This is a genomic window from Pantoea sp. GL120224-02, assembly GCF_900215395.1.
Taxonomy (GTDB): domain Bacteria; phylum Pseudomonadota; class Gammaproteobacteria; order Enterobacterales; family Enterobacteriaceae; genus Pantoea; species Pantoea communis.
In genome coordinates, this window is sequence record NZ_OBEC01000001.1 from 977,288 (window position 1) to 997,317 (window position 20,030).

The window sequence follows — 20,030 nt, forward strand, 5'->3', positions numbered from 1 at the left end:
GATGGAGTTTACATGGAACCTAACCTCGCCAATGGCGAATTGAACGTGACCCGCCCCGCCTGGAACCATCAGCGGCTGGTGCCGCGTATTGTGCATATCGGCTGTGGCGCCTTTCATCGCGCGCATCAGGCGTTGTATCTGCATCACCTGCTTGAAATCAGTGACACTGACTGGGGCATCTGTGAGGTCAACCTGATGTCGGCGAGCGGCAAACTGTTGGTCGAACAACTGCGCCAGCAAGATCTGCTCTACAGCGTGACGGAAAAAGGTGCCGGGCAGAACGACGTTCACCTCGTTGCGGCCATCAAAGAAGCCTTGCATCCTGCACTGGATGGACACGACGGCATTATCGAAGCGCTGGCTCGTCCGGAAACCGCTATCGTTTCATTGACGGTGACGGAAAAAGGCTATTGCACTCAGGGTGCCAACGGTGAATTGGATGCGGATAATGCACTTATTCAACACGATGTTGCGCACCCTGGCACGCCGAAATCCGCCATTGGTTTTATTGTCGAAGCATTACGTGTGCGTCGTGAGCGTGGTTTAGGGCCGTTTACTGTGCTCTCCTGCGACAACCTGCGTGATAACGGCCATGTCGCGCGCGCCGCTGTGGTAGGCCTGGCGCGGTTGCGCGATGCGGCACTGGCGCATTGGATTGATGAGAACGTTACCTTCCCCAGCAGCATGGTTGACCGCATCGTTCCCGCAGTGACCGACGAAACACATCATGAGATTCGCGACTTGCTGGGCGTTGCCGATCCCTGCGGCGTGGCCTGTGAACCATTTCGCCAATGGGTGATCGAAGATAACTTTGTCAACGGCCGTCCTGACTGGGATCGCGTGGGCGCGCAGTTTGTGGCCGACGTTGCGCCATTTGAAATGATGAAACTGCGTATGCTCAACGGCAGTCACTCATTTCTTGCCTACCTCGGGTATTTGGGTGGCTGTGAAACCATCGCTGACACCATGCAACTCCCGACCTATCGCCAGGCAGCATTAGCACTGATGATGCAGGAACAGGCACCAACGCTATCAATGCCAGAGGGTATTGATCTGCTGGCCTATGCTAATCAGCTGATCGAGCGTTTTAGCAACCCTTCCCTGCGCCACCGGACGCAACAGATTGCGATGGATGGCAGTCAGAAGCTGCCACAGCGCTGGCTCGATTCCGTGCGCTATCACCTGAAGCACGGCAGTGACTATCGCCACTTGATGCTGGGAATTGCCGGCTGGATGCGTTACGTCGTCGCGCAGGATGAGCGAGGTGAAGCATTTGATGTGGTTGACCCATTACTTGCAACCTTGCATGACATCAACCAGCTCACGCCAGAAGGCGATGCGCGCGTTAGCGCCCTGCTTGTAGTGAGAACCATTTTTGGAGACGATTTGCCCGCCAATCCGGGCTTCGTCAGCCATCTTCAACAGGTGTACGCGCAGCTTTGCCAGCATGGTGCCCGCGCCGCCGTTGCATGCCTGAATCAGGAGCCGAAATGAAGCACTTTATGGATGACGATTTCCTGCTGCAAAGCGACGTTGCGCGTCGTTTGTACCATGACTATGCGGCTGACATGCCGATTTATGACTACCACTGCCACCTCAATCCGCAAGAGATCGCCGAGGATCGTCAGTTCGCCAACCTCGGACAAATTTGGCTGGAAGGTGACCATTACAAATGGCGCGCCTTGCGTGCTGCGGGCGTGGATGAATCGCTGATCACCGGTAAATCTACGAGCGATTACGATAAATACCTCGCGTGGGCCTACACCGTACCCAAAACGCTGGGCAATCCGCTTTACCACTGGACTCACCTGGAGCTGCGTCGCCCGTTCGGCATCACCAATACGTTATTTGGGCCGGACACCGCACAACGCGTATGGGACGAATGCGCCGAGAAACTGGCAACCCCGGCATTTTCTGCACGCAGCATTATGCGTCAAATGAATGTACGTATGGTTGGCACCACCGATGATCCGGTTGATTCGCTGCAATATCATCGTCAGATTGCTGAAGACAGCAGCTTTGATATTGATGTCGCCCCAAGCTGGCGCCCTGATAAGGTCTTCAAGATTGAGCTTGAAGGCTTTGTTGAATACCTGGGACGGCTTGAGGCAGCAGCGGATGTGGCGATCACCGACTTTGATGCGTTGCGCACCGCCCTGCTGCGCCGGTTAGATCACTTCTCCGCTCACGGCTGTCGTGCAGCGGATCACGGGATTGAAGTGCTGCGCTTTGCACCTGTTCCCGACGATAGCGTGTTGGACGCCATTCTGGCGAAACGTCGCAACGGCGACACGCTAAGCGAGCTGGAAATCGCGCAGTTTAGCAGCGCGGTGCTGGTCTGGTTGGGTTCCGAGTATGCACGACGTGATTGGGTGATGCAGTTACACATCGGTGCCATTCGCAACAACAGCACTCGCTTGTTCCGCCTGCTGGGTGCAGACAGCGGTTTTGACTCGATTGGCGATAACAATATTGCTTTGCCACTCTCGCGCCTGCTGGATGCGATGGATGTTAACGACCAACTGCCAAAGACCATTCTGTACTGCCTCAATCCGCGTGACAACGAAGTGCTGGCGACGATGGCAGGTAACTTCCAGGGTGCGGGCATCGCCGGTAAAGTGCAGTTTGGTTCCGGCTGGTGGTTCAACGATCAGCGCGATGGCATGCTGCGCCAGTTGGAGCAACTGTCGCAAATCGGTTTGCTCAGCCAGTTTGTCGGGATGCTGACCGATTCACGCAGCTTCCTCTCTTACACACGCCACGAATACTTCCGCCGTATTCTGTGCAACCTGCTCGGTCAATGGGTGCAGGATGGCATTGTGCCGCACGATGAAGCGGTACTCGGCAACATGCTGCAGGATATCTGTTTCAATAACGCACAGCGCTACTTTATCCTCAATCCACGTTGAGAATTCCGCCCTGTGCTATAGTGCAGGGCGCAATTGATGGCAGCGTCAGTGGTCGTCAACTTCTTAATCAGCAGAAAAGAGCTCATGAAAACACAAGCATCAGCGCAGCGCCCTTATCAGGAAGTGGGGGAAATGTTGCGTAACATGATTATGCAAAAGCAGTATGCCGTGGGCGAACGCTTGCCGCCTGAGCGTGAACTGGCTGCGCTGCTGGATGTCACGCGTACGCTGGTGCGTGAAGCACTGATCATGCTGGAGCTGGAAGGCTTGATTGAAGTGCGTCGTGGTGCCGGGATCTACGTGGTAAACGACAGTCCTGCACCGCGCGCGACGACACAAGCCGCCTGTAACGATGCCGGCCCGTTTGAGATGCTGCAGGCGCGTCAATTGCTGGAGAGTAATATCGCGGAGTTTGCCGCCCTTCAGGCCACGCGTGAAGACATCATCAAGATGCGTCAGGCGCTGGAACTGGAAGAGAGAGAACTGGCATCCGGCGCCGTGAATGAGAGCGAGAACGGCGATCGTAACTTCCATTTAGCGATTGCCGAAGCGACCCATAACAGCATGCTGGTCGAGTTGTTCAAACAATCCTGGCAGTGGCGTGAAGATAATGTGATGTGGAGTCAGTTACATCGTCATCTGGTGAACACTCATTATCGTAAGCAGTGGCTCGACGATCACAAGAAGATCCTCGCCACATTGATCAAGAAAGATGCACGCGCCGCCAAGCAAGCCATGTGGCAGCATCTGGAAAATGTGAAACAGCGATTGCTGGAATTTTCAGATGTCGATGACATCGATTTTGATGGTTATCTGTTTGAATCCTGGCCGCTGGACAGTGCCAACGGCTAAAACAAGCCCTTGTTACCAAGGGCTTTCAGGCGATTACTGCGGTAATGAAGCTTTCAAACGCTGTGCTGCTACGGCCAGATTGGTTTCCGATACTGAGGCATACGAAATACGCAGCGTTGAAGTATCTGGATTATCACAATAGAAAAACTCACCCGGCACATACACCACACCCTTGCTCAGCGTAGTCTTCAGCCATTCCGTGGTGTTGAACGCTTCTTTAAAGGTTGCCCATAAGAACATGCCACCCAGTGGGCGATAGAAATGCAGCTGACCCCCCAACTCTGTCTCCAGTGCCGTACAGAGCGCATCGCACTTCTGCTTATAAGCCGCACGGATCAATCTGATCTGCTCCGGCAAGCGACCGGTTTCCAGATAATGACGCGTCAGGGATTGTGACAAGGCACTGGTGTGCAGATCCGTTGCCTGCTTCAGGTTCACCACTGATGACTTCAACCAGCCCGGCATGGTGATCCAGCCAACGCGTGCGCCCGGTGCCAGGATTTTGGAGAAGGTTGAGGTATAAATCACATTCTCGCTGGCCCCCATCGCTTGCGCATGGGATTTTAATGGGCGGAATGTCTGATTGGTGAAGTTGATCTCGCTGTAGGGATCGTCTTCAAAAATCAGGAAATCATACTGCTTCGCCAGCGCGACTAACTGCTGACGACGCGCATCAGATAAGGTGACGCCGCTTGGATTGCCAAAGGTCGGAACGATATACACGGCTTTGATTCTTGTCTGTTTGACTAGCTCTTCCAGCTCATCAACAATCATGCCTTCGCCGTCAGTGCCAACAGATTTGAACTGCGCTTCAGCCAACTGGAAAACCTGCAATGCGGCGAGATAAGTTGGACGCTCCACCACCACCACATCACCGGGGTTGATTAACGCGCGGGCGAGAATATCCAGTGACTGCTGGGAGCCAGAAGTGATCACCACGTCGTCTGGCGTGCAATCAATACCGCGGTCGGCTGAAATGCGGCAGATCGCTTCACGTAATAGCGGATCCCCTTCACTCAAGCCATACTGAAATGCGTTGTGACCATCCTGCGACAAGGCGCGATCCATGGCGATCTGCAGGCCTTCGGTATCAAACAGGTCGGGATTCGGGATGCCACCACCCAGAGAGATCACCCCTTCCATTTTGCTGTGTTTCAATAAATCCCGAATGGCAGATGAATGAATGCGTTGAACGCTTTTGGACAATTTTTGCGACGACATAAAACCTTTACCTGATTATTTTTTTCTAAGACTAAATTCATAACATAAGTTAGCTAAGCTGATAATCACATTTTCACTGTCTGGCAAAGAGAATTTAGTGCCGGAAGGTAACTACCGATATTGAGAAAAAATCACCTGTTGAAACTAACGAAAAAAGGCGGAGGGGTAAGCTCCGCCTTGTTTCAAGTTCCGGTCAGTGCGCCTGACCGGTCAGTTGCAAAAGGGCAACGATGATTTGCAGGATCACCCGGACCAGGTCCAGGAGTAACCGAACAAGTTCCATCACTTTCCTTCTCCTCTGACAGGAGCGCGCTTTTCAGCCTTCGGAGCTTTGACTCCACCCGCCGATGGCCTGAGCACAGCTGTGAGGAGTGCTGAGCGCCACTCATTGTGGAAGCCACAGGCCAGCACCACCTGAAACCTGCCGGGATTTGACAATCCGCGCCCCTGGGAGTCATCAGAAAACAATGAGACTGCGCTCGCCACTCAACACCTGTATAACCATACAGTACTTTTGCGAAACTTGAAATATTCCCCCGCACATTTTATGATTTGCTTTGTGAGGAGTGCTGAGCACCCCGTTCGCAGCGCGGTTACCAGCCGGTTAGCGAACATAAAAAAAGGATTTGGCTATCAAGCCAAATCCTTTTTTATTGCCTGCAGAAATCAATTGGCAGAGCTGATACGCCAAATGGCATTACCTGCATCATCCGCGATCAGCACACCGCCCTGCTGATCTGATGCCAGTCCCACCGGTAAGCCCCGTACCTGTTTTTGGTCATCGGTCAGGAATCCGGTCACCACCGGCTGTGGCTGACCAACCGGTTTCCCGTTTTCGAATTTCACCCACACCACCTGATAGCCATTCAACGGCGTGCGGTTCCAACTGCCATGTTCACTGATAAATGCCCCACCACGATACTGCGGCATGTTGTCAGCGCCATAGAATAGCAAGCCAAGCGGTGCCACGTGTGAACTGAGCGCGTAATCTGGCTTGATGGCTTTTTCTACTAAGTCAGGCCGCTGTGGCTGCGCCCGCACATCGACATGTTGACCATAATAGCTGTACGGCCAGCCGTAAAAGCCTTTGTCCTGCACCGAGGTCATATAATCCGGCACCAGGTCCGAGCCAATCTCGTCGCGTTCATTAACGATCGCCCACAGCTTGCCCGTTTGCGGTTCCCATTGCAGACCGGTGGGGTTGCGCAGCCCACTGGCATAGATGCGGCTGGCACCGCTCGCCGCATCGACTTCGAGTACCGCCGCTCGACGATATTCGGCACCAATGCCATTTTCCGTAATGTTGCTGTTTGACCCTACCCCGACATACAGCCTGCTGCCGTCGGGGCTGGCCAGCAGTGACTTAGTCCAGTGATGGTTAATCGGCCCGCCGGGCAGTTCAGTCACCACCACCGGCGGCGTACGAATCTCAGTTTGTCCGTTTTCATACGGGAATTTCACCAGACTATCGGCGTTGGCAACATACAACGTATTGCCCACCAGCTGCATGCCAAACGGCGCGGTCAGGTTATCGATAAATCGATGCTGCTCCCACTTGCCGTTCACATTACGCAACAGCGTAATACGATTGCCACCGGCCCCGCCTTTGCCCGAAGCATTTTTTACGATGCCGGTAATGAGATCTTTCGGCGCGGTTGTCGGTTTCGGTGTGCCGTTGGATTCGGCCACCAGCACATCATTGTTCGGCAGCACCAGTACCTGACGTGGATGCTGTAAGTTATCAGCGATCTTTTCAATCTTCAGCCCCTCCGCCACTTTTGGCATTTCACCGGCTTTCCAGGGGATACCCTCCGGCACCTGCATCGGCGGTACAAAGAAGTTTTGCGCCTGGGGGAGTTCAGGATTGGGGCCAATCTGTTTTTGCGGATCGATAAGTGAGCCATCATCACAAGCGCTGAGAAGCATGGCGAGGGTCACTGCACTCAGAATCTGTTTCATGCGCGACCTCCTGCTGTAATGCGTCCACGCAGCGCTAACTGCACGTTGGCGAGCAACAGCAGTACCACCACCAGAGTCGACAACGTTACCCCAAGCGGCACCACGGCATACGCATCACGACTGTGAATAAAGGCATTCGCGATAGCCACGACGATGGCCAGTAGTGACAGCCAGAAATGGGTCTTTTCACTGGGATAAGGCCCGCGGAATAAGTAAACAAGACTGATTAATCTTGGCAGGATGGCGAGCACCAGACCGATAGCAATCAACCAACTGGCTGATTTGGTCCACATGATGACGAAGGTTTGCAGATAGATGATATCGAACAGCCAGGCCGCAACAAAAAAGCCCAGCGGTAGCGGTTCCAGCAGAGCGTAAAGCCCCACCGCAAACGCTGAACGTCCCGAGGTATACAACATTTCACTCTCCCTATTACGTTTATTATTCAGGCGATGGCTGCGTTTCGCTTCCCCGAAATCGCAGCCAACCGCCTGTAAAATATTAGTAAAGATGAAGAGTAATGCGCGCGATTACCGCAAAAAGCCTAAAGGTTATGACTTATCCGCAGGCAGTGTCACCCAGTAACCCGGCTGATAAGGCAATGGCAGAAACTTTTCATGGAACTCACGGAAGGTGGCGTCAGGATCGATATCTTTGAACAGATCCGGATGCAGCCACTTGGCCATCGCCTGAATCGCGACAAACTGATATGGGCTGTCGTAGAACTGGTGCCAGATGGCGTGTGCATTGCCGTTGTGGGCAACCGGCAGGGTTTTAAACGCATCGCGCATCATCAGCAACTTCAGACGTGCCGTGGCTTCTTTGGTGTCTGCGCCAGGGCCAACGCCCACCCATTTGCCCACGGTGTTGTAGTTCTTCCAGTTGGCACCGGTCACTACCACCACATCCGGACGGCTGGCAATGATTTGCTCTGGGTTCAGGGTACCGAAGGTGCCAGGGATCAGATCTTTAGCGATATTGCTCCCGCCGGAGATTTCGACCATCTGACCAAAGTTCTCATTACCAAACGACATGCAGCATTCATCGGTGTAGCCGCCTGCACGATCAATCATCACTTTTGGACGTGTGCCGGTGAAGTTTTTCAGGCGATCGGTCACCTTTTCGATCTGCGCGCGGCGGAAAGCCACAATCTCTTCAGCACGCTGCGGGTTATTGACCAGTTCGCCCATGATGCGGATGCTCTTCTCGGCGTGCTCCATCGGCTTCTCGCGGAAGTCGATAAACACCACCGGTACACCAACCGCCTGCAACTTTTCAATCAACTTGCCTTCATCCGTGGCGGCTTTTGATTCGAGGTTCATCAGCACCAGGTCCGGCTTTAACGTCAGCGCCTGCTCAACGTTGAAGGTGCCGTCTTTCGCCCCACCAAAGGTAGGCAGCTTTTTAATTTCCGGATACTTGTTCTCATAAGCCATATAACCGTCATAGTCGGCCTTATGGAAATCATCACGCCAGCCCACTACGCGATGGAAAGGCGCGGCGGTATCGAATGCCGCCAGCAGATACATCTGACGCCCTTCACCCAGAATGATACGTTTGGATTCTTCTTTGACTTCAACCTGACGCCCTGCGATGTCAGTGATGATTTTTGCCGAAGCAGAACCCGTTACAGCCAGTAACCCCAGTGCTAACAGCCATTTTTTCATTGTGTCTACCCATACAAATGATAATGATTATTATTAAAATTTCGCGGCGTCACTATTACCTGGCAGACGCGAAATGAAAAGCCCCTGAGACACATTTTTTTACATCCCCTTGCCGTTTTTCTTACTGTGTAGCCGCTCACAAAACGACCTCCTTTCGTGAAAGTGCTCACAGCACCCCATGCAACTGCCCAGGTAATGACCTTCTCTTCCCGCATTTCACCTAATGCGTAAACAAATTGTGAACGCTAAATTACGAATTGAAACGCTGTTTTATTTTTAATTTAACGCTCGCCCTGAGCATGGAAATCCTGTCTGGAGGTCTTACCGTGAAGATCAGCGCCATTGATGTCACCCTCTTTACCTACCCTACGCGCCGCGTATCAGATAGCGCGGGCCACTCGCACCCTGGTGCAGAAACCGATGCGCAAATGGCGCTGCTCACGCTGACCAGCGAAGACGGCGATTGCGGATATGCTTTCGCACCAGCCGAAGTCATACGGCCGCATGTGGTCAACGCCTTCTTCCGTAAGGTGCTGATCGGGCAAAACGCCTTCGATCGTGAACGCTTGTGGCAGGATTTAGTGCACTGGCAGCGTGGCAGCGCGCACCAACTCACTGAGCGCGCACTCTCCGCTGTCGAACAAGCCATGTGGGATCTGATTGGCCGCAAGCTTAAACAACCGGTGCATAAGCTAATGGGCGGTTACCGTGAAAAAATTCCCGCTTACGGCAGCACCATGTGCGGCGATGAGTTGGAGGGTGGCCTCTCAACGCCGGACGAGTACGCCCAGTTTGCCGAGAGGTTGGTAGCACGCGGTTATCAAGCCATAAAACTGCATACCTGGATGCCGCCGGTTTCTTTCGCCCCCAGCACCTCAATGGATATCAAAGCCTGTGCCGCGGTACGCGAAGCGGTAGGTCCGGATATCGCCCTGATGCTGGATGGCTACCACTGGTACAGTCGCAGCGAGGCACTCACCATAGGTAAAGCGCTGGAGAAGCTTAACTTCGCCTGGTTTGAAGAACCGATGGAAGAGGAGAGTATGGCCTCTTACGCCTGGCTGGCGGAAAATCTCAGCATTGACGTACTCGGCCCGGAAAGCCTCGGCGGCAAACACCACAGTCGTGCCGACTGGGTGCGTGCAGGTGCCTGTGACATCCTGCGTGCCGGAGCCAACGGCGTCGGTGGCATCTCTGCCACCCTGAAAGTGGCCAGCCTGGCAGAAGCCTTCGGCATGGATTGTGAAGTGCACGGCAACGGCGCGGCCAGCATCGCGGTGGTGGGTGCAATTCGTAACTGCCGTTGGTACGAACGGGGGTTGTTGCACCCTTTCCTCGATTACGAACAGCCGCCGGCCTACCTCAATAGCCTGGTCGATCCGATGGACGATCAGGGCTTTGTTCACCTGCCTACCCGGCCTGGACTTGGGGAGGACATTAATTTCAGCTGGATTGAAACCCACACGCTCAATCGCTGGTAAGCGTCGAACACAAGCAGTACGGCAAACAACTATAAACCTCTGACCTGCTGGACTTTGCTTATGAACATATCTCGTTATTGCAGAGCATGGTGCGCCGCGCTAATGCTGCTCACGGGTAGCCCGTCGCTGCTGGCCGCCACGCCAGACGACCAGCTGATTGTGGGCATGAACATGAACAACCTATTGACGCTCGATCCCGCTGCCATGACCGGCAATGAAGTGGTGGGCATTGTGGTCAATCTTTATGATGGGCTCGTCGAGTTAGATCCGCGCCAGCTCACCCACGTGCGCCCTGCTCTGGCGGAACGTTGGGAGATCAGCGCCGATCATCGCCAACTCACTTTCCATCTGCGCGAAGGCGTGCATTTCCACTCCGGTAACCCACTCACCAGCGAAGACGTGATTTGGTCGATGCGCAGGGTGTTGCATCTCAATCTGGCTCAGGCGTCAGTGTGGAAATCCTATGGCTTCAGTAAAGACAACGTGGAACAGATGATCACTGCACCTGATGCCCGCACGGTGGTGATCCAGCTGCCTAAGCCTAACGATCCGCAACTGGTGATCTACTCCCTGGCAGCACTCGGCAGCATGGTGGTGCTGGACAGTAAAACTGTACAGGCCAACGCGGTGAACGATGACTGGGGCAACCGCTGGCTGACCACGCACGAAGCCGGTTCCGGCCCGTTCCGTCTTGATGTCTGGCAGGCCAAAGATGTATTGCGCATGAGCAGGGATGAAAATTACTGGCGTGGCGCTCCCAGGTTAACCCGCGTGGTGTTTCGGCATTTGCAGGAGTCACAAACCTTGCGCTTGATGATGGAGAAAGGCGATATCGACATTGCCAGTAACATGGCCATTCCTGATGTGCAGGCGCTGCGCCACGATCCGGATCTCACCATTGATGCGGTGCAGAAAGGCACCCTTTATTACCTGGCGATGAGCATGAAGGATGACCACTTCGCCAATCCGCAGGTGCGCGAAGCCGTGCGCTACTTAGTCGATTATCAGGGCATCAATAAAACCCTGATGGCCGGTTATGGCACTTTGCATCAGCGTCCGATCCAGTCTGGTATGCCTGAAACACTGCCCGATCCCGGTTATCGTCTTGATGTGCCGCGAGCCAAAGCGTTGCTAGCCGCAGCGGGCTACCCTAATGGCTTCGACACCACCTTGCGTGTGCTGGCTGATCAGCCGTTCCTCAATATAGCCATCGCCATTCAATCCACGCTGATGCAGGCAGGCATTCGCGCCAAAATAATCACCGGCACTGGCAACCAGATTTATGGCGCAATGCGCGAACGTCAGTTCAATCTGCTGGTGGGGCGTGGCGGCAGTGGTGTTGAACCGCATCCGCACTCCAGTTTGCGATCGCTGGTGTACAACCCGAATAACGCCGACAGCGCCCGACTCACCAACTTCCAGGGTTGGCGCACCGGCTTCTACGATGCTCAGCTTAACCAGATGATCGATCAGGCGCTGCTGGAACGAGACAGTCTCAAACAGCAGCAGGATTACGTGGCGATTCAACAGCGTTACGACCAGTTGATCCCGGCGCTGATGCCGATTTCGCAGATGACGGATTCGGTGGTGGTAAATAATCGCGTACAGGATTATGTGCCGCATCCTTCTGCCACCACCTTCCTGCGCGATGTGTGGAAAACGCCAAACAGCCTGGCCGGAGGTGTCCAATGACCTTAACCAAACGCCACTGGCGTCGAGTGCGTAGCCGCGCATTGCAGGTCGCCATCACGCTGTTCGGCCTGTTGCTGCTGACCTTTTTTATTGGCCGCGTGATGCCGCTCGATCCGGTACTGGCGATTGTTGGACCGGATGCCGACCACGCCACTTACCAGCAGGTTTATCACCAGTTAGGCTTTGATAAACCGCTGTGGGTGCAGTTCTGGATCTACCTGCAAGGTTTGCTACACGGCAATTTTGGGCTGGCGCTGCTCACTGGGCAGCCGGTGATTAACGATATCCTGCGCGTGTTCCCTGCCACCCTTGAACTCGCCACGCTGGCGACTGTGCTTGGCACCGGACTCGGCGTACCGCTGGGCGTCTGGGCTGCGGCACGCCGTAACAGCCTGGTGGATTATCTGGTGCGCATTATCAGTCTGGCCGGTTACTCCACGCCAATCTTCTGGGTCGGCATGATCGGTTTATTGCTGTTTTACGCGCATTTGGGTTGGGTTGGCGGTGCCGGACGGGTTGATTTCAGTCTGGATGGCATTGTGCCGCGCCGCACTGGCCTGCTGCTAGTGGATGCACTGCTGGCGGGCAATATTACGGTGTTTAACAACGCGCTCAATCATCTGATCCTGCCCGCTTCGCTGTTAGGTTTCCACTCGCTGGCCTACATCAGCCGTATGACGCGCAGCTTTATGCTGGCGCAGCTGTCGCAGGAGTTCATCCTGACCGCGCGGGTGAAAGGGCTGACCGAGTGGCAAGTGATTTGGCAACACGCCTTCCGCAATATTCTGGTGCAATTGCTGACGGTGGTGGCACTGGCGTACGGATCCCTGCTCGAAGGGGCAGTGTTGATTGAAACCGTGTTCTCATGGCCCGGCTTTGGCTCTTATCTCACGGGCAGTTTGATGCTCGGCGATATGAATGCGGTGATGGGCTGCGTGCTGGTGGTCGGCCTGATTTTCGTGCTGCTTAACCTGCTTTCCGACCTGCTTTATCAGGTATTCGATCCGAGGACCAAAGTATGACTGCCTCTCTCGATCTGCTTCATGCCAGCGCCACGCGCGAACGTGTGGCGCGCTATCGTCGTACGCTCTCGCGTATAGCCCATTTCCTGTGGCAAATGGCTTGTAACCCTCTCACGGCCATCGGCGGCGGCATCATTTTACTGTTGCTGATCGTGGCGCTGTTTGCGCCGTGGATCGCCCCCTACCACCCCTTGATTCAGGATTTGAATAACGCACTCACGCCGCCGAACGCGCAGCACTGGTTTGGCACCGATGAGTTTGGACGCGACATCTTCAGCCGCTTAGTGTGGGGCGCGCGCATTACCTTGTATATCGTCATGCTGGTGTCGATCACCGTCGGGCCATTAGGCCTGCTGTTGGGCGTCACCGCCGGCTACTTTGGAGGCAAAGTGGACAGCGTATTAATGCGCGTCACCGATATCTTCATCTCATTCCCGAGCCTGGTGCTGGCGCTGGCGTTTGTCGCGGCGCTTGGCCCCGGCCTGGAACATGTGGTGATGGCGATTACCCTCACCGCCTGGCCGCCGATTGCTCGACTGGCACGCGCGGAAGCGCTGTCGCTGCGGCAGGCAGACTTTGTCTCTGCCGTGCGCCTGCAAGGTGCCTCGTCTCTGCGTATTTTGTGGAAGCACATTGTGCCGCTGTGTCTGCCTTCGGTGATCATCCGCATCACGATGAATATGGCGGGCATCATTTTGACCGCGGCAGGTCTGGGTTTCCTCGGTTTAGGCGCGCAGCCACCCGACCCGGAATGGGGCGCGATGATCGCCAGTGGCCGCACGTATATGCTGGAGTGCTGGTGGGTGGTCACCGTGCCTGGGTTAGCGATTCTGATCAACAGTCTGGCGTTTAACTTCTTAGGAGATGGCTTACGTGACATTCTCGATCCCCGCAGCGAATAGCGTTGCTCCCCTGCTCGACGTGCAGGATCTTCAGGTTAATTTCGTTAACGGACGCCAGATTACCCCAGCAGTGCGCGGCATCTCTTTTCAGTTAGGCAAAGAGAAACTGGCCATCGTTGGCGAATCAGGCTCAGGTAAATCCACGGTGGGCCGCGCACTGTTGCAACTGCATCCGCGCAGCGCGCAGGTTACCGCCCAGCGCATGCAGTTTGCTGATGTCGATCTGCTGCGGGCTTCTCCTGCACAAATGCGTGCCGTGCGCGGCAAGCGTATTTCGATGATCATGCAGGACCCGAAATACTCGCTGAATCCCGTGGTACGCGTGGGTGAACAAATTGCCGAAGCCTGGCGCAGTCACCATCCGGGGCAGCGTGAGGTGGCACGCCAGCGGGCGCTGGAGATGCTGGAGGTGGTGCAGATCCGCGATCCTCAGCGCGTCTATCAGTGCTACCCACATGAGATCTCCGGCGGACAAGGTCAGCGTGTGATGATCGCCATGATGCTGATTACCGACCCGGAACTGCTGATCGCCGATGAACCGACCTCGGCGCTGGATGTTTCCGTTCGCTTGCAGGTATTGACGCTGCTGGATGAACTGGTGCAACAGCGCGGACTGGGCCTGATCTTTATCAGTCACGACCTCAATCTGGTGCGGCGCTTTTGCGATCGCGTATTGGTGATGTATGCCGGTCGCGTGGTCGAATCGCTGTCTGCCGATCAACTCGACCACGCCCAGCATCCTTATACCCAGGGATTACTGGCCGCGCTGCCGGATATGGATGCGCGCCGTTCTCGGTTGCCAGTGCTACAGCGCCAGGCCAGCTGGTTACAACCTTAAGGAGTGAGCATGAACGAGATGATCCGTGTGAGTCACCTTAACCTCAGCTTTGGCGAGGACGAGCAGCGCAATCAGGTGCTATATGACGTCAATTTGTCGGTGCGTGAAGGAGAAATTTTTGGTCTGGTCGGCGAGTCTGGATCGGGGAAAACTACGGTGCTGAAATGTCTTGCCGGGCTGTTTACCCATTGGGATGGTGAGCTAGCGATTGCCGGAGTAAAACTGGAGCATCGCATTGCCCGCGCACGCTGCCGCGAAGTGCAGATGGTGTTCCAGGATCCTTATGGCTCGTTGCATCCGCGCCATACTATTGGCGACATTCTTGAAGAGCCGCTGCATATTCACGGTATCGGACAACGTTCCCAGCGCGTGATTACCATGCTGGAAAAAGTGGGCCTCAACCGCGCCTGGCAAACTCGTTATCCGCATCAGCTTTCGGGCGGTCAGCGTCAGCGTGTGGCGATTGCACGTGCGTTAATCCTCGAACCGCGCGTGCTGTTACTGGATGAGCCGACCTCGGCGCTGGATGTTTCCGTACAGGCAGAGATCCTGAACCTGTTGAGTGATTTACAGCAGCAGGAGAATCTTACTTATTTAATGGTGACACACGATCTCGGTGTGGTGGCGCATCTGTGCCATCGGGTTGCCGTCATGCAGCACGGGAAAATGCTGGAGACGCTGGATGTCGATGCATTGTTGGGGAATCGCGCGCAAGTGGCGTATACACAGATGTTGGTGGAGTCGAGTAGGGCTTAAACGGTACGGGTTGCCATTAACGGGGATGGCGCTGAGGTGAGTTCTGATCAGGTGCGCAAGGGTGCGCACCTGATTTGAGTAGCAAGATCCGCTTAACAGCAGCGCATTAAAGCAATTCACGCACGTATCGCACGATATCCTGATTCTGTCCGTGTTCGAACAGGCACTCCTGCAAACGCGCCCCGCTCACTGCGGTTTTTACCAACTCAGGGTCCAGCGCGCGCAGTGAATCGAGGTAATTGTCTTTCATCAGCGCGGCTTTGACTTCATTGAGAATGCCCGCATTGCGCACCTGCGGCTCTTTGCGCTCTGGCGGGTAACCCAGACCTTTTTCGCCGGTAAAGGCCTTCTCAAAGATAAAGCGCAGATTCAGTTCAGCACCCCAGCCAAAACCTTTGGCGAACGGCAGCGAAAGCGCGTTGCCATTGTTGATCTGAGCAAACAGATAGGCATCAGCGGGATCGATACAATAGCCACACACCACGCCAGGATGCAGGTTGAGCGATACCAAGGCGCCCTGTCCGGTGCCACAACCGGCGACCACAAAGTCCACCGCTTTGCTGTTAAGCAGGACGCTGGCCATGATGCCGAGGTGAATATAAGTCAGATGGTGATCCTGCTCGTCGCTCATGCCGACGTTGAATACCTGATGGCCGAGCGGTTGCGCGACGGTTTGCAGCTCCTTCCATACGGTTGCGTTCTTAGCGGCCTGGCTATTTTCCATCATCAAAGCGATTTTCATGATCCATCCTCAAATTAAATTGAAACACTGTTTCATTTTAATCAAGGTGCGCTAAAATGCAGCCCTGAAATGCCCTTTTCGGTGTGATTTACGTCACACATTGATGAAGTCACTGGTGAGGAGAGCCCATGTTTATTTATAAAAGCGCAACCACTCAGGAAGACCTCGGTAACGGCGTGAAGAGGCGAGTCATGGCCCACGGGGGACGGATGATGGCGGTCGAAGTGACCTTTGAGAAGGATGCGGTTGGACCGTTGCATCATCATCCACATGAACAACTAACCTACGTGTTGTCGGGCCGTTTCGCTTTTACGATTGATGGGCTTACGCAGGAGGTCGGCGCTGGAGATACGTTGTATAAAGCGCCCAATGTGGTGCACGGCTGCGTTTGTCTGGAAGCGGGTACCCTGCTGGATACCTTTACACCGCAGCGCGAGGATTTCCTCGGAGCGCGGTAGATAGCGGATACACATGCAGTTGCATCTCTGGATAGTGCATGCGTTCCTGCTGGATTGCCGCTTGTCTGTTAAACGATCAGCGTTAACGCAGTCTGGGGCCGCTTTGGGGCTGGCGGTCCTCGCGCCGCTAACACGGTGCCTTCATGTCATTCGTTTGCCTTAGCACGAAAAAAGCTGCCACTCCGAGAAGTGACAGCCTGGCTAAGCAGTAATCTTATCTGTCAGTCAATACGCTGTTTAGCGCGATCTGACATTCACTTACGCGCTAGCTAAATTTTTCCGCCCACCAGAGCCGCAATTTCAATCCCCAACTGCTGCTCCAGCCGGTGGTGGTGCTCACCACTTTGCCCTGCTGCAATACGATAAAGGTCGGTGTCACGCTGATATCCCAGCGTTGACTCACTGCACCGTTTTCATCGTTCACCGCTGGGCCTTGCAGCCCTTTCTTCTCCAACCAGGTCGCAACACGCGAGTCATCACCCGACCGCAATGCCACGCTCACCACCTGCGTACCGCTCTGGCTGAGCGCGGCTACCGTTGGCGTGGTGAGTTTGCACACCCCGCACCAGGTGGCCCACACATACACCAGCACCGGCTTGTCCTGGCTTAATGTGGCCAGATTGACTTCGCCTTGCAGCGTCGTTAGCGGCTGTTGTGCCAGATCGGCTGGCAGCTGCGGGGCGCGCAGCCAATCCATCCCCCAAATGACAGCAGCGGCGATCAGCACCAGCCAGAGCGCTTCACGCAGCCAGCGCTTAATGCGCATCATGGCTTCGCCTGCAACGCGCCCTTCACTGCCGCTTCGAGTTGCGCATACGGCACCGCGCCGCTGATCAGCTCATTGCCCACCAGCGTGGCGGGTGTGCCCTGAACACCTAACTGCTGCGCCAGCGTCAGGTTCTCGTTGATGGTATCGAGGCTGGCTTTGCTGGGTTCTTTCAGCTTAATGCCGGTTTTATCCAGCGCCGCGGCAATGCTCGCTTCGTCGTGGTTGCCCTTTTTCGCCATCAACCGCTCGTGGAGTTTCAGGAAGTTTTTAGGTTGCTGTTCCCAAACCGTCAATGCCAGACGCGCGGATGTCAAAGAGGTTTCGGCACGATACGGCAGCGGTTTTAATACCACCGCCACCTGTGGATAGGTTTTCAGCAGCTTCTCAATATCCGCATCGAATTTCTTACAGAACACGCAGTTGTAGTCAGTGAAGTACACCAGCGTCAGCGCGGGTTTTTCAGCGCCGATGCGTGGTGAACCCGCATCGTTGAACAAGGCATCGTGGTTTTTCTTCACCATCTGCGCGACAACGCTCTGCTGCTGTTTCGCCGCTTCTTTATCAAAGGCATCCGCTGCTTCAGCCAGAATCGCCGGATTCTGCACCAGCGTTTCTCGAATCAGCTGTTTGATGCGTGCCTCTTGTTCAGGTGTAAAGGGTGCCGCCGCCAGCGCAGGCAGAGTCAGAAACATCAGGGACAGTAACAGGGATTTTTTCATCATTTTTTGGCCTCAGAGAGAGTAGAAATCACCGCTTCACGACTCAGCAACGGTGACAAAATGTGGCCATGCGGCAGTGCCGGGCCATAAATTTGGTTAAAAGGGATGGCGACACGGTCGCGTTTACGCAGGAATTCACCGATCGCCGGATCGGGCTGGGTCCAGTCACCGCGCAGCAGCACCACATCGTCGGCTTTCAGCGCGGCGCGCACGTCAGGTTGATTCAGCACGCGGGATTTATTCACCTTGCAGGTAATGCACCAGTCGGCGGTGACATCGACAAACACGCGTTTATCTTGCTCCAGCGCCTGATTGATTGCCGCTTCGGTCAGCGGCTGCCAGTAGAGCGTTTCCTCCTCTGGCTCAATGCGCGTCATCAGGAATACCGCCCCCACCAACGTCAGAGTGATAAATACCACACCGGCTTGTTGCAGCGCCCGACGCTGAATTAACCAGCCACAGAGCACCAGCAGCAATACGCCACCCAGTACCGTGGCAACGGTGCTACCCCAATGCGGGATCAACAGCGTGACCAGCCAGAAGGTGGCGAGCAGCATTAACAGACCAAGCAGAGTACGCAGATGAACCATCCAGCGCCCCGGACGCGGCAGACAGCGCGCCAAACCTGGCAATGCCGCCACCAACAGCCATGGCAAGCTCATACCGATACCGAGTGCCGCAAACAGCAACCACAGCTGCGGCAAGGGTGCGGTAAGCGCATAGGCCACTGCGGTTCCGAGAAAAGGCGCGCTGCACGGCGTCGCCAGTAAGGTGGCAAATGCCCCCTGACCAAAATGCCCCAGCAGCCCGCTACCGCCCTGCGTTGCCAGTCGGGTGTTAAGGCCTGAAGGTAAACGGAAATGCAGCAAATCGAACAGACTGGCGGTGAACAGGAACATCACCAGTACCATCAATAGCAGGAAACCACTGCTCTGGAACTGGATGCCCCAGCCAAGTGCCTGGCCGCTAAGCCGCAGGCCAGTCATCAACGCCGCGAGCAGCAGAAACGAGAACAGGATTCCGGCGCTGGAGGCGAGGAACTGCTGGCGAGTCTGACGGCGTGATTGCCCCTGTTGCTGTACGAGACTGCTGAGTTTGATCGCCAGTACCGGCAGCACACAAGGCATGAGATTGAGGATTAAGCCGCCCATCAGTGCCAGCAATATCACCGACCATAGGGTTTGTGGGCTTCCGCCTGTGACAAGTGGCTGCGCGCCGATGACCACAGAACTCTGCTGGGCAATTCCCGCGTCAACGACCACCAGCGACAAGGTTTTGCCCCGCAAATCGGGTGCTGCTTCGCCCCACTCATCGGTGACCGCGACCCGAGCGCGGAGTATGTCGCCCTTCACCGTGATCTGCGGTGCAGCCAGCATGCTGCCTTTTGGATAGTCGAAGAACAGCTCAGGTTTAGTCCAACCACCCTGACGCTGAGCGCGGATTTGGAGTTCGCCATTGACGTTGCTGACGTCGAGTTGATCGGTCAAACCGCTTTCAGCGGGGATCTGCCCCATCGCCTGGGCGTAATCACGGGCGAAATCACTATCAGCTTGCTGGTTGAAATCCAGCGTGAAAGGGAAATCGGTCAGAATGCAGACATCGCTACAGGTCGACAGCGTGAGCGTGCCGGCGAGGTGTTTATCTGACACCTTAGCCAACTCGATCGGCAGCGTGATATCGCCTTTATAGCCTTGGGTGGTAAGTCCGCTCACGTCAAAACGAGCAGGTGCTGGCCAATACCACGTGGCATTGATATCGGGCGTTTGCCAGCGAATTTCAGGGGCCACGCCGCCTTCGCCCGGTGACCGCCAGTAGGTTTTCCAACCCTTTTCCAGGCGGATATCCAGCAATATTTGCGCATCGGCGCCATTGTTTGCGTTGCGTAAGCGCACTTCTGCATGGCTGTTTTGTGCATTACGCAGCCAGCCTGTGTCGGCAGCGTGCACAATACTCGTGCAACTGACCAACAGGAGCAATAGGCTCCTGATAAAGAGATTCATTCATTTTTCTCCGGTGAATAACAAGGTTTACGCGATGGACAGC

18 protein-coding genes are annotated in these 20,030 nt (G+C 55.2%); 10 read left to right on the forward strand and 8 right to left on the reverse strand.

Annotation, left to right across the window (positions count from 1 at the left end):
• Positions 1-12: 12 nt before the first annotated feature.
• The 3 genes from CRO33_RS04460 (at position 13) to uxuR (ending at position 3,761) form a co-directional block, all read left to right on the forward strand.
• Positions 13-1,494, forward strand: a complete 1,482-nt coding sequence (locus tag CRO33_RS04460; protein ID WP_097117180.1) for a fructuronate reductase — start codon at positions 13-15, stop codon at positions 1,492-1,494.
• Positions 1,491-2,909 (forward strand): glucuronate isomerase, encoded by a 1,419-nt coding sequence (uxaC, locus tag CRO33_RS04465; RefSeq protein ID WP_097117181.1) that lies wholly within the window; start codon positions 1,491-1,493, stop codon positions 2,907-2,909. The genes CRO33_RS04460 and uxaC overlap by 4 nt, the downstream gene beginning before the upstream one ends.
• Before the next feature lie 84 nt (positions 2,910-2,993).
• Positions 2,994-3,761: a Uxu operon transcriptional regulator gene (gene uxuR, locus CRO33_RS04470; protein WP_097117281.1), complete on the forward strand. Its 768-nt coding sequence runs from the start codon at positions 2,994-2,996 to the stop codon at positions 3,759-3,761.
• Between the two features lie 33 nt (positions 3,762-3,794).
• Here the strand turns inward: uxuR and CRO33_RS04475 are convergent, their stop codons facing one another.
• The 4 genes from CRO33_RS04475 to CRO33_RS04495 form a co-directional block, all read right to left on the reverse strand.
• Positions 3,795-4,982: an aminotransferase-like domain-containing protein gene (locus CRO33_RS04475; RefSeq protein WP_097117182.1), complete on the reverse strand. Its 1,188-nt coding sequence runs from the start codon at positions 4,980-4,982 to the stop codon at positions 3,795-3,797.
• Positions 4,983-5,648: 666 nt separating this feature from the next.
• A complete protein-coding gene (locus CRO33_RS04485; RefSeq protein ID WP_097117183.1) occupies positions 5,649-6,941 on the reverse strand; it encodes a PQQ-dependent sugar dehydrogenase in 1,293 nt (430 codons plus the stop codon).
• Entirely contained in the window at positions 6,938-7,360 is a 423-nt protein-coding gene (locus CRO33_RS04490) for a DUF2231 domain-containing protein (protein ID WP_097117184.1), read from the reverse strand. Before CRO33_RS04490 ends, CRO33_RS04485 begins: the two co-directional genes overlap by 4 nt.
• 132 nt (positions 7,361-7,492) lie before the next feature.
• Complete coding sequence (locus CRO33_RS04495; RefSeq protein ID WP_097117185.1) at positions 7,493-8,608, reverse strand: ABC transporter substrate-binding protein; 1,116 nt, start codon at positions 8,606-8,608, stop codon at positions 7,493-7,495.
• 299 nt (positions 8,609-8,907) lie between these two features.
• On the opposite strand from CRO33_RS04495, the gene CRO33_RS04500 reads away from it, so the two are divergent.
• The 6 genes from CRO33_RS04500 to CRO33_RS04525 are packed head-to-tail and all read left to right on the forward strand — an operon-like array spanning position 8,908 to position 15,299.
• Entirely contained in the window at positions 8,908-10,089 is a 1,182-nt protein-coding gene (locus tag CRO33_RS04500) for a mandelate racemase family protein (protein WP_441339528.1), read from the forward strand.
• Between the two features lie 60 nt (positions 10,090-10,149).
• Positions 10,150-11,781 (forward strand): ABC transporter substrate-binding protein, encoded by a 1,632-nt coding sequence (locus CRO33_RS04505; protein WP_097117187.1) that lies wholly within the window; start codon positions 10,150-10,152, stop codon positions 11,779-11,781.
• Positions 11,778-12,803: an ABC transporter permease gene (locus CRO33_RS04510; protein WP_097117188.1), complete on the forward strand. Its 1,026-nt coding sequence runs from the start codon at positions 11,778-11,780 to the stop codon at positions 12,801-12,803. The genes CRO33_RS04505 and CRO33_RS04510 overlap by 4 nt, the downstream gene beginning before the upstream one ends.
• On the forward strand, positions 12,800-13,705 hold the full coding sequence (locus CRO33_RS04515; protein WP_097117189.1) for an ABC transporter permease: 906 nt from the start codon (positions 12,800-12,802) through the stop codon (positions 13,703-13,705). The genes CRO33_RS04510 and CRO33_RS04515 overlap by 4 nt, the downstream gene beginning before the upstream one ends.
• On the forward strand, positions 13,677-14,543 hold the full coding sequence (locus CRO33_RS04520; RefSeq protein WP_097117283.1) for an ABC transporter ATP-binding protein: 867 nt from the start codon (positions 13,677-13,679) through the stop codon (positions 14,541-14,543). The genes CRO33_RS04515 and CRO33_RS04520 overlap by 29 nt, the downstream gene beginning before the upstream one ends.
• Before the next feature lie 18 nt (positions 14,544-14,561).
• Entirely contained in the window at positions 14,562-15,299 is a 738-nt protein-coding gene (locus CRO33_RS04525) for an ABC transporter ATP-binding protein (RefSeq protein ID WP_097117285.1), read from the forward strand.
• Positions 15,300-15,405: 106 nt separating this feature from the next.
• Here CRO33_RS04525 and CRO33_RS04530 read toward each other — a convergent pair whose 3' ends face one another.
• The gene (locus CRO33_RS04530) at positions 15,406-16,041 is read right to left on the reverse strand and encodes an RpiB/LacA/LacB family sugar-phosphate isomerase (RefSeq protein ID WP_034827257.1); all 636 of its coding nucleotides are present in this window, start codon (positions 16,039-16,041) and stop codon (positions 15,406-15,408) included.
• 128 nt (positions 16,042-16,169) lie between these two features.
• Here CRO33_RS04530 and CRO33_RS04535 point away from each other — a divergent pair, with 128 nt between their 5' ends.
• Positions 16,170-16,499: a cupin domain-containing protein gene (locus tag CRO33_RS04535; protein WP_034827258.1), complete on the forward strand. Its 330-nt coding sequence runs from the start codon at positions 16,170-16,172 to the stop codon at positions 16,497-16,499.
• A gap of 265 nt (positions 16,500-16,764) precedes the next feature.
• Here CRO33_RS04535 and CRO33_RS04540 read toward each other — a convergent pair whose 3' ends face one another.
• Genes CRO33_RS04540 through CRO33_RS04550 form a run of 3 tightly spaced genes read right to left on the reverse strand, consistent with a single transcriptional unit; the run spans position 16,765 to position 19,987 of the window.
• Positions 16,765-17,268, reverse strand: a complete 504-nt coding sequence (locus tag CRO33_RS04540; protein WP_097117190.1) for a protein disulfide oxidoreductase — start codon at positions 17,266-17,268, stop codon at positions 16,765-16,767.
• Positions 17,265-17,987 (reverse strand): DsbA family protein, encoded by a 723-nt coding sequence (locus CRO33_RS04545; protein ID WP_045814387.1) that lies wholly within the window; start codon positions 17,985-17,987, stop codon positions 17,265-17,267. Before CRO33_RS04545 ends, CRO33_RS04540 begins: the two co-directional genes overlap by 4 nt.
• Positions 17,987-19,987 carry a protein-disulfide reductase DsbD family protein gene (locus CRO33_RS04550; RefSeq protein WP_097117191.1) on the reverse strand — a complete coding sequence of 667 codons (2,001 nt, stop codon included), beginning with the start codon at positions 19,985-19,987 and terminating at the stop codon, positions 17,987-17,989. The genes CRO33_RS04545 and CRO33_RS04550 overlap by 1 nt, the downstream gene beginning before the upstream one ends.
• Positions 19,988-20,030 lie beyond the last annotated feature (43 nt).